3 protein-coding genes are annotated in these 3964 nt (G+C 28.9%); all 3 read right to left on the bottom strand.

Annotated features, from left to right (window positions below; translation table 11 throughout):
- Positions 1-123: 123 nt before the first annotated feature.
- A complete protein-coding gene (locus ES044_RS17855) occupies positions 124-1308 on the bottom strand; it encodes a PAS domain-containing sensor histidine kinase (protein ID WP_147120692.1) in 1185 nt (394 codons plus the stop codon).
- Positions 1309-1818: 510 nt separating this feature from the next.
- Positions 1819-1965 (bottom strand): LytTR family transcriptional regulator DNA-binding domain-containing protein, encoded by a 147-nt coding sequence (locus ES044_RS19585; protein ID WP_147120694.1) that lies wholly within the window; start codon positions 1963-1965, stop codon positions 1819-1821.
- Between the two features lie 283 nt (positions 1966-2248).
- Positions 2249-2560 (bottom strand): response regulator, encoded by a 312-nt coding sequence (locus tag ES044_RS17865; protein ID WP_189663352.1) that lies wholly within the window; start codon positions 2558-2560, stop codon positions 2249-2251.
- Positions 2561-3964: the final 1404 nt, after the last annotated feature.

Raw genomic sequence — 3964 nt, forward strand, 5'->3', positions numbered from 1 at the left:
ATCACACACTTATCAACCGATGTGCATAAACAACTGCTTTTTTTGAAATAGAATGACTAAAAATAAAAAATTGTGGATAAAATAAATCAAATTGTTAACAACCACTAAACATCCGCTGAATAGTTACCTTTTAACATAAATCCTGCCTTGATGTCTGTCTATTAGTTCTTTACAAATAACTAACCCCTTGCCAGTACCTTCTTCATTTTGCGTGCCAAAGGTTGTTGCGTTTGTAGAATTAGTGAAAATATTTTTAGCTCTTTGTGGTTCTATTCCAACACCATTATCTTTAACCTTAATCACTAGCTCACCTTTTCTTAAAAAGGAATCGATACTAATTTTACCTCCGTAATTTGTAAACTTAATGGCATTAGAAACCAGATTTCGTATAACTATTTTTAGCATGTTTTTATCTGCATAGACGTCAAGTTTTTCTGGAGCGGTGTAATTTAAAGTTATTTTTTTTGCACCTGCAAATAATATTTCAAGACCTAAAACTTCTTTGATAACCTCTGATACAGGGAATAGAGTTGGCTTGAATGTTATTTCGGTTGACTGAAAACGTACCCAATTTAGTAAATTATCAACTAAATCTAGTGTTTGTTGGCTTGATTTATGTAAAATATTGAGATACTTTTCAGATTCGGCTATAGATAAGCTAGCTTCTTTTATGTTGTCTACCAATATTCCGCTAAATCCTATAATCTTGTTAAAGGGAGCTCTTAAATCATGGGCAAGAATTGACATAAGCTTGGATTTTGTGCTACTTGATTTTTCTAATAGAAGTTCATATTCTTTTGCTGCTGTTATATCTATGACCACACCGTATAGTTTAAATAAATTACCATCTTTATCAAAATGAACATTACACTTTACTTTTACAAATTTTAAATTGCCCAATTTAGTGAACACCCTATATTCAATGTTTAATGGTGCTTTACTGCTAATTAATTTTTGGCACGCTAAATCAACACTTTCTCTATCTTCCTGAAATATATTTGCCATCCAAGATTCATAGGTAACTTCAATTTCTTGTGGGCTAAAGTCAAATATTCTGTACATTTGGTCAGACCACCAAATGGCATTTTTTGTAGCATCGAATTCCCAGGTTCCATAATTTACAAGTTGCTCTGCTTCGTTTAAATTTTTTAGATATTTTTCTGTTTTATTCGCTGCTTGCGTTGGTCTATCTAGTCTTTTTTCATCATTTTTAAAATGGGTGTTTACAGTCGATTTGAGGTCTTTGTTTTTCTTTTTAAGGATAAAGATTGATTCTTTTAATTCTAAATATGGGAGGGGGGTTTTCAATTTTTTTTCTTTTTTAATTAGTTATGAACTATTTTTATTTACAATTTACCTTGTATTGAAATTTGCTAAATAATTGACTTCACAAAGGTATTGGTTTACGTATGCACAGAGTTTTCAAGACGTTAATGCTTAGTTAAAAGACTAAAAGGTTAAACAACTCTAAACTATTATAAAAATATGCAAGTTATTTTACTTGTTTATTTAATAAGTAATAATTGGCAAACACGTTAGATAAGTAAGCTAAAATAGGAATAACTGTAACTATGAAGAGTATAAGCGGCGATAAAATTAACAGTGCATGTTTGTGTAACATAATGCTGATAAAGATATTATTCTAACCCAATATTACCGCGGTAGGCTCATTGTATTTTACCTTTTGTTTAGACAATTTAGTGTAGCGCAAGCTTTGTTTATAAAGTCAAAAATTATACATCTATATTGTAGATTTTTGTTGCTCAATAAAGTTGAGTTTGAATTTTGTGTGAATGACAATCTTTAGTAAAATTGCTGTTATTTTAAAGATAAAAATTTACGGAATTCTTCTAAACGTCTTTTGGCTATCGGCAAAGTTTTGGTGTTTTTAAGTAAACAATAGTGCCCATCAGTTTTATAGATACTCTCTGTTTTGCCAATATTGATAATATATTTATGGTGTATTCTAAAAAATTTATTTTTGGAAGTATATCCGTATAGCTAACTATATTTCTAGAAACCATTTTAGAAGAAGCATTGGCTAAATGAAAAATAGTGTATTTACCATCTGCCTCGAGGTACATGATATTGTCAATATCTAAAATTTCTATTTTTTCTACATTAGATATTGCGATCACATTTTCCGCTAAATTTTCTATAACTACAGAGGTACTTAAAGTTTCTTTTTGTTTTATTCTTTCTTTTAGTTTATCAAGCGCTTTTTGTAAACTTAAAATATGCAAAGGCTTCAGACATAAGAAGAAATATTATGTTCATTTAAAGCATTTATAGCAAATTCTTCAGAAGAACTTGTAATAACTATTTCGGCTTCTATTTTAGTGAAATTGCTTAAAATATCTAAAGAGTTTCTTTCTTCTTGCAGGTCTATGTCTAAAAAGATAATATCTGCTTTATTTAGCAATAATAAATCGATAAATTCGGCTGTATTTGTTGCTTCTCCTATAAACTCAATATCAGGAGAACATTTTTTAACAAGTAGCTTAAGAAGTTCTATGTTTTCAAGATCATCTTCAACAATATAAGCTTTTAAATTTTTCACAAATAGGGATTGTTTTGCGCAAATATAGCGTAATGCTATTGTTTTATAGTGTTTTAGGATATACTATATTGTGAATTAGACTTAAACAGCACAAGTGGGCTCTATGCTATATAGCCGGAAGCATAAGGATGTAAGTGGTGTTTGTAAAGCGCTGTTTTACTGAAAAAAGTATGGTTTCTATAACGTATAGCGTTTTAGAATAGGTGAAAAATATGTTTTGAAGATTTGTAAACGCAATGCACCTCTAAAAAGAATGTAAAGAGGCTCTTTTAGAAGCTGAATTACTCCTGTTTTTTTTTAATATAAAGTTATTGAAAGAAAGTTTTTTTTACTTATCATATACCATGTGTGTCATAAAACTATTTAATCTAGAAAACTTAATTTTGAAAAATAGCAAAGCTATGAATTCAAAATTGTAAGTGCTACCTGCCCGTAAGTCCGGTAAACTTGTTTCAGTATCTAACAGGATCTTGGGTTTAATACCCCAACGTTATGCGTTAAAATATTAAAAAGAAATTCTTTTTTGATATCTCTAGTAGTTGTTCATTTTTATAAACTAAAAATTGGTAAACAAAGCGAGCAAATAACCAATTAATTTGCTGTTTTTGAGAACCAATTGGTACACTAAACGATGCAGCTATTTTAACCCAAATAAGCTAGTTAGTTTAAGAGTCTGAAAGCTTAAATATTTATGTTGACAAAAAGAACACCAATATCTTTTAGATGGAGGTAGAAATGCTCTCTGAAAAAAAGTTCTAGATATTCTAAGTGGTAATTTTGTTTCCTTTTTACACTTTTTACAAACCATATCCTTAAATTATTTAATAAAATTTTAATTTTTATCAAAAGTATTTGGTTTTAGATTCTTAATATTCTAGTAATTAACAAGCGGTATCTAAAAGGAATAAGTGACCTTAAATAGGGTTTTGTGAAATAGCATAATCGCTAAAATCTTTCACTTAAGAGGGCTCTGTTATAAAAATTGTTTTTGAGCCAAAAAGAGATGTATTCAATTACAGGTTAAAATAATTTTTTAAATACTGATGTTGGTTGATATATTCTCATTTTAAGGAAGTCATTGCAATAAAATATTTTTAAATGTAATACTGATTTAACTTTATAAAGTCCGGAGAAAATAAAACTCAAAAAGTCTATTTGAGTTGATCGAAGCAAACTAGTATATTGTCGAGAAATCTTCTACAAGCTCAATTTTACAAACGTTGGTATTCTTAATATAAGAAAAAAAACATTAGTGTTCGATTAAAAATAGTGTAAGCCAGGGCAGAATCATACTTTTATATTTAATATTTTGAGCAAATAGTCTTCATTCCATCCAGCTTCAAGCCTTTTACTTTTTACAGATAGTTTTTTAGAGTTTTCATTTTTCAGTAAGTTTAAAGCAAT

The sequence above is a fragment of the Polaribacter sp. IC066 genome (assembly GCF_007997085.1).
Lineage (GTDB): Bacteria > Bacteroidota > Bacteroidia > Flavobacteriales > Flavobacteriaceae > Polaribacter.